Genomic DNA, 5,817 nt, shown 5'->3' on the forward strand with positions numbered 1-5,817 from the left:
CAGGGCCTGGGAGGACTTGCGCCTGCGGGTCCACCGAGAAAGCTGATCGCGTTCTTCCTCGGTGAGGATCAGTTCAGCCTTCGGGCGTCCAGTGCGTGCCATACACCAATTTTAACACTTATTCAACAAATTTACGACGCAGGACACTAGTGGAATGCTGCAGGCCGCCCCTCAGCGAAGAGACCGGCCTCGAGTTCGAATCCCAAAACCCGGGCGTCATGCACGCCTGCGGGCACGACGCGCACACCGCGATGCTTCTGGGCGCTGCGAGGGCGCTCTCAGAGATGCGCCCCCGACTTGGCGGCACGGTGAAGTTCATTTTTCAGCACGCCGAAGAACAGCCGCCGGGAGGTGCGGCCGAGATGGTGTCGGCCGGCGTGCTCGACGACGTCAACGCGATCTTCGGCCTCCATGTCATGAACCAAAAATCGGGCAGCATCGTCATCCCCCGCGGCCCGGCGTCCACGGCAGTGGACGGTGGATACCTCACGATCCAGGGCAAAGGATCCCACGGCTCTATGCCCCAGCATGGGATAGACCCTGTCGTGGTGGGATCCGAAATTGTCCTTGCCGTCCAGACGATTGTGTCGAGATCCATCGCACCCGATCACTTCGCAGTCGCCACTGTCGGCAGCTTCCAAGCCGGCGAGGCGCCGAACGTGATTCCCGACAAGGCGCGGTTAGGAATCTCATTGCGTACCACCGACGACCGGGATCGCCAATACGTCAAACGGCGGGCCGAAGAAATCGCTGCCGGCGTCTGCTCCGCCAATCAGGCCACATACAAGATGGAGTGGCAGGAAGGCTACGCCGCCGTCGTCAATGACGAGGCATGCTCCCAACTGGTCTTCTCCGCGGCTTCAACGGCCCTTGGCACGCCTGAGGTCCGGTGGGGGCCAGCCACGAGCGCCAGCGAAGACTTCTCCGCATACTCGACACGGATCCCTGCGTGCTTTCTCTTTCTCGGCGGCGGGGACGAGTCGCAGGGTTACCCCTACCAGAACCATCATCCGAAATTCGATGTCGACGAAACAGCGCTCGAGGCAGGGGTAAAGGTCGAGGTGCAGATCGCCCTGGACTACCTCTCGCGCTGATCGGCCAGGTAGACCCCTGCCACCACCATCAGGCTCGTTGCCTCGAATGCAGAGGTGGATGCATCCCAGGTGATGCAGTTCTATCGCTCGAAAGACGAGCTCTTCGCGGCAGTGAAGGGCGATTCCACCCTCTGCCCTCGAGAGCTTCAGCACGGCGTTCGAGGGATCGAATGAGCACCTGGGCGAACGGGTTGTCCGCGCCTACCTGAGTGCGTGGGAAGGGGCACCTGAACAGTCAGAGCCGCTGATGGCGATGTTGCGCGGCGGGATCGTGAACGGGAACGCGAGCGAGCAGTTGCGCGGCTTTATCCAATCCCGGCTGATGGACGGAACCAGCGGCCGCGCCAACGCCGACGCTGCCCTTCGCGCCGGCCTCGCCTCTTCGATGCTCGTCGGCGTTGTCACCGGCCGGGCATCATCGGCGTGCCCACGCTCGTCGCCGCTGAGACGGAAAAATCTTCACCGTGCTCGCCCCGGCAATGCAACAGATTTTGGTGCCGCAGCCGATCTGACCGTGAGTGGCTTTCTCGCCCGTCCCCGTACGCGATCCCGCTTGTCGAGCTTGGGTCTATGAGCCGGAGTGGGCGGGCAGGAGGTCTCAGCTTGCCGTGTAGCGCGAGGCGAGCCTCAGGCCCTGTCTGCGGAGTGCGGTGAGCTGTGCCTCGGACACGGCGTCCAGGAGACTGTGCTGCTCGACGCCGAAGACGTCCACGACCAGGAGCCACGTGCGTGGCTTCGACTGGCGGCGGTCGAGCCCGGGATGGCCGACCCAAAGGGATACGTCCGATAGCCGGCTCAGCCCGAACGGAGAGGGCACCCGTCTGGCCATCGATCAAGCCGTGGCCGATATCCAGGACTACGTGCCCGGCTACGCGTTGCGCGTCGAACCGCAATTCGACACCGCACGCGAGGACTGGAACGGCAACGGCGGCGTCGGGATTTGGATCCAGGTCCGCGGCGCCGCGGACTACCTGCCCGAATACGCCGGCAACCTTGACATCATCACCGCCGCCGCAACCCGCACCGCCGACCTGCTCGCCGAACGCATGAACGCCGCCGCCACCACTGCAAGCACCGTAGGAGCCCACGCATGAGCACCCCCGCCACCCCTGCCCCGGACTTCAGGGTCCGTCTCACCGACACCACGCTACGCGACGGCTCGCACGCCATGAGCCACAAGTTCACCGTGGACCATGTCCGCTCCATCGTCCGGGCCCTCGACGACGCCCGCGTGGAAGTCATCGAAGTCACCCACGGAGACGGACTCGGCGGATCCTCCTTCAACTACGGCTTCTCCCTGACCCCGGAGCTCGACCTAGTCCGGGCCGCCGTCGACGAAACAAAAAACGCGAAAATCGCTACGTCGGGGGACAAGAAGACATGATCGTCGACGTCGTCGTCCAACTCGCCGCCGCAAGTCAGGCAGCCTGAACGAGTACGCCCCAGCACGGGCCCGTTCAGCACCCCGTAAGGGACGCTGAACGGGCCCGCGCCTTGATGTTCCAGTCGATCGACGCCGCCAACATAAACCTGAACGAGCGCGCCGTCGACACATCCATGCCAGTGGCCTGGCCCGAACCGCTCTTCGCGGAGCACAGGAATAAGTACGGAAAATCGGCCGCACGTGCAGGTGATCCTGCGATGGCACGTCTAGGACGGCAACATCGTCATCCCGAAATCCACCAACCCAGCCCACATCCAGTCCAACTTCGGACTGTTCGGCTTCGAACTGACGACAGAGGAGATGGGCCGGCTCACCGCGATGGACAAGAACAAGCGCTTCCACACCATGCCCGGGTTCGTCGAAAGAATCCCCTTCCAAGCCGCGCATCAACTACGACAAACGGCAACGCTAGCCCGTCTGCGCCGCGCGTGACGGCAGGCGATCAGGGGCGGGCTTGAACTTTGAATCGCCCGATCCCGTCGTTAAACTCGACGCTATAACCGATCAGGCGCGACGGCGGCTACGACTTGCGCTTGAACGTTACCTGATGCTCTGCGCCGTAGCCGGAATATCGAACTCGGCCCAAAAACGTTTCGGCGGAAGTCATATTATTTACCGCACCCTCCCTCCTGCGATGACCGCAATGACGCCTGCCAACCGTGAAGCGGCCAACGGGCGGTGATTCAGGATTTCATGGTCACCTCCCACATCGTTCCATCCGAGAATCGTCCTAGCTGTCCACAGGGCGTTCGGCAGTTCCCGACATGACCACTCCCCCACCTCTCTGCGAACGGCACACCCGCCGCGGTGCATCGACACCGCCAGCGTCCACGCCGCGCGCTTATTCCCGTCGATCAGCGGGTGAACCGCGCAACCGACTCCAGCAGGGCCGCAATTTTCAGCGACAAGCCAGGATAAGCATCGGCTCCCATAACAGTTGTTGCCGGCCGCGCGAGGGCAGAGGCAAGCCGGCCGATGTCGCGGACATGGAAGCGGTAACCGTCAATGACCTGGGTTGCATCTTCGATGTCGAGGTATTGCGTCATGCATCCGCAAGCCGCGTCAGCAGCTCCGCGTCGTGGCTCTTGACGAACTCGATACTGGCCGCGATCTCGCGCCGACGACGGTGGCGCTGCAGCACCAACTCCGCGCCCTGAAGCAGTAACGCCGATTTCGACGTGTGCTCCTCAACGGCAAGCTGCTCAAGCTCCCGATCAAGGTCCGCCGGAACACGCAAGTTCATAGCCATACCGTCATGGTACCAATCCAGTACCGGCCTCGTCGATGGCAGGAACTCCTTGCACGTTCCACAGCCACCGCCTGCCTTGAGAGAATCTAAAGGCAGCAGCCGAAGCGGTAACACCACTGTCTGGTCAGACCGGAGAGAAATGCGCCTCGCTCCCGGGCATGCGGTGATGCACCTGGTTCGCTGGCTGGGCGCCGCGCGCACCGCCGTCGCACATTTGCCCGATTTCAAACTTACGGCTGGACAAGGGCGCCCCGGGCGCTTTCCAGATCAACTACGCTTCCCCGCCGCTGGTCTGGCTGGGACATCCAATCATTGCTAGCGTGGCGGAATGAACCCGTCGAAGACCCCCGCCGAGATCCTCAACATTGCCGGTAACGAGGTTCGCATCTCGAGTCCGGACAAGGTGGTGTTCCCCGATCCCGGGCTGACCAAGCTCGACTTGGTCCGCTATTACGTCGCCGTCGCGGAGGGTGCGTTGCGGGGCGCCGGAGGACGACCCATGGTGCTCAAGCGCTTCCCAAAGGGGATCGGCGCGGAGCCCTTCTTTCAGAAGCGCGTGCCTGAAAACCACCCGGACTTCATCGACACGACGACGCTGCACTACGCGTCGGGGACATCGGCTGAAGAGGCCGTCATCCGGGATGCGGCGGGCTTGGCGTGGGTCGTGAATCTTGGATGCCTGGACCTCAACCCGCACCCCGTGCGCGCCGAGGACCTTGAGCATCCCGACGAGCTCCGGGTCGACCTCGACCCGATGCCGGGGGTCGACTACTCGCAGATCGTTGACGTCGCCTACGTCGCGCGGGAGGTGCTCGAGGACGTCGGACTGGTGGGGTGGCCGAAGACGAGCGGTTCGCGGGGACTCCACATTCTGGTGCGCATCGCGCCCCAATGGTCCTACCGCGACGTGCGGCTCGCCGCCGAGACCCTCGCCCGCGAGGTCGAAAACCGCGCTCCGGGCCTGGCCACCGCACGGTGGTGGAAGGAGGAGCGCGGCGAGAGTGTCTTCGTTGACTTCAACCAAAACGCCAAGGACCGCACCGTGGCATCGGCGTACTCGATCCGGCCCCTTCCCGACGCCCGCGTCTCGACTCCGCTCACTTGGGACGAGGTTACCTCCACCCGGCCGGAACAATTCACGGTGCCCACGGTACTTGGGCGCTTCGCAGCGATGGGCGACCCCCACGCCGGCATCGACGATGCGGTAGGGACGCTCGACAGACTCATCGCCTTGGCTGCCGAGCTCGGCCCCGCCGAAAATCCGCCGCGCGGCGGCGACGGCTCCGGCCGCCGGCAGTCGGTGATGCCGCTTATCGAGGTGGCACGAACCAAGACAAAGCCCGAGGCGCTCGCGGCGCTCGACAAATGGAGGACTCGGCATGCGGACCTCCTCCCGGCCCTGCATCCCGCCGACATACTCGTCGACGGAATGCGCGGATCGAGTTCGCTCTGGTACCGGGTACGGGTGAACCTGCAGCACATCCCCGAAAATGAGCGTCCGTCCCAGGAGGAGCTCATCACTGACTACGACCCATGGGCGGGCAAAGTGTGGCCAGGGCGCCGCGGGTCCTGACAACGCCGCACGTTGTCCCTGCAAATCTAGGACCGAACCTCGCGAGTCGCGTTCCCGTCCAACAGACGGAGCGAGGCCTGACCACAGCTCTGACGCCAGCCAGACATCTTAGTCGGCCACAATCGAACGATCAACACGTGTACGACGAAAAATGTCAGGCATCAGCCGGACGAGGAGAAACCGAAATGACCTTGGGAGGACTCGCCAGGAGAACAAGGGGGCCCATAACCTAGCCCCACCGGCTGGCACCCCAGCCGACATTGCGCGAGCACATTTATGCAATTTATGCCCAGATCAGGGGCGGACTTGCCCCTGACCTGCGGTAATACGGTGCCCGAGGTGGGACTCGAACCGGCTTCCAGCCCCCGTAAACACAGGGAAGCCCCGTGAACATACCGAATCCGAAGCAGTCCGGCACCAGTCCGACTCGATCCGACGCCCAAAGTGTGCACATTGT

Annotated in this window: 8 protein-coding genes; 5 read left to right on the forward strand and 3 right to left on the reverse strand. The window is 63.6% G+C overall.

Translation table 11 applies throughout. The features are described from left to right. The first annotated feature begins 149 nt into the window (after positions 1-149). Positions 150-1,094 (forward strand): M20 metallopeptidase family protein, encoded by a 945-nt coding sequence (locus QMG52_RS21275; RefSeq protein WP_283562402.1) that lies wholly within the window; start codon positions 150-152, stop codon positions 1,092-1,094. A gap of 205 nt (positions 1,095-1,299) precedes the next feature. Then, positions 1,300-1,668, forward strand: a complete 369-nt coding sequence (locus QMG52_RS22525) for a TetR/AcrR family transcriptional regulator (RefSeq protein WP_502920592.1) — start codon at positions 1,300-1,302, stop codon at positions 1,666-1,668. 24 nt (positions 1,669-1,692) lie between these two features. On the opposite strand, the gene QMG52_RS21280 is transcribed toward QMG52_RS22525, so the two are convergent. After that, positions 1,693-1,923, reverse strand: a complete 231-nt coding sequence (locus QMG52_RS21280) for a hypothetical protein (RefSeq protein WP_283562403.1) — start codon at positions 1,921-1,923, stop codon at positions 1,693-1,695. Positions 1,924-1,933: 10 nt separating this feature from the next. Here QMG52_RS21280 and QMG52_RS21285 point away from each other — a divergent pair, with 10 nt between their 5' ends. Both QMG52_RS21285 and QMG52_RS21290 read left to right on the forward strand, forming a co-directional pair. Next, positions 1,934-2,188 (forward strand): hypothetical protein, encoded by a 255-nt coding sequence (locus QMG52_RS21285; RefSeq protein ID WP_283562404.1) that lies wholly within the window; start codon positions 1,934-1,936, stop codon positions 2,186-2,188. After that, positions 2,185-2,478, forward strand: a complete 294-nt coding sequence (locus QMG52_RS21290) for a hydroxymethylglutaryl-CoA lyase-like TIM-barrel protein (protein ID WP_283562405.1) — start codon at positions 2,185-2,187, stop codon at positions 2,476-2,478. Before QMG52_RS21285 ends, QMG52_RS21290 begins: the two co-directional genes overlap by 4 nt. A 914-nt stretch (positions 2,479-3,392) precedes the next feature. Here QMG52_RS21290 and QMG52_RS21295 read toward each other — a convergent pair. Together QMG52_RS21295 and QMG52_RS21300 are read right to left on the reverse strand one after the other, a co-directional pair. Beyond that, the gene (locus tag QMG52_RS21295; protein WP_283562406.1) at positions 3,393-3,584 is read right to left on the reverse strand and encodes a hypothetical protein; all 192 of its coding nucleotides are present in this window, start codon (positions 3,582-3,584) and stop codon (positions 3,393-3,395) included. Then, positions 3,581-3,787 (reverse strand): hypothetical protein, encoded by a 207-nt coding sequence (locus QMG52_RS21300; RefSeq protein WP_283562407.1) that lies wholly within the window; start codon positions 3,785-3,787, stop codon positions 3,581-3,583. The genes QMG52_RS21295 and QMG52_RS21300 overlap by 4 nt, the downstream gene beginning before the upstream one ends. A 328-nt stretch (positions 3,788-4,115) precedes the next feature. Between QMG52_RS21300 and ligD the strand changes: the two genes are divergently transcribed. Beyond that, positions 4,116-5,360 (forward strand): non-homologous end-joining DNA ligase, encoded by a 1,245-nt coding sequence (gene ligD, locus QMG52_RS21305; RefSeq protein WP_283562408.1) that lies wholly within the window; start codon positions 4,116-4,118, stop codon positions 5,358-5,360. Positions 5,361-5,817 lie beyond the last annotated feature (457 nt).

The sequence above is a fragment of the Paenarthrobacter sp. PH39-S1 genome (assembly GCF_030063245.1).
GTDB lineage: Bacteria > Actinomycetota > Actinomycetes > Actinomycetales > Micrococcaceae > Arthrobacter_M.

Excerpts from the sequence above, each read along its gene's own strand:
- QMG52_RS21295 (WP_283562406.1), bottom strand. The coding sequence starts at position 3,584 with ATGACGCAATACCTCGACATCGAAGATGCAACCCAGGTCATTGACGGT.
- QMG52_RS21280 (WP_283562403.1), bottom strand. The coding sequence starts at position 1,923 with ATGGCCAGACGGGTGCCCTCTCCGTTCGGGCTGAGCCGGCTATCGGAC.
- ligD (WP_283562408.1), top strand. The coding sequence starts at position 4,116 with ATGAACCCGTCGAAGACCCCCGCCGAGATCCTCAACATTGCCGGTAAC.
- QMG52_RS21290 (WP_283562405.1), top strand. The coding sequence starts at position 2,185 with ATGAGCACCCCCGCCACCCCTGCCCCGGACTTCAGGGTCCGTCTCACC.
- QMG52_RS21300 (WP_283562407.1), bottom strand. The coding sequence starts at position 3,787 with ATGGCTATGAACTTGCGTGTTCCGGCGGACCTTGATCGGGAGCTTGAG.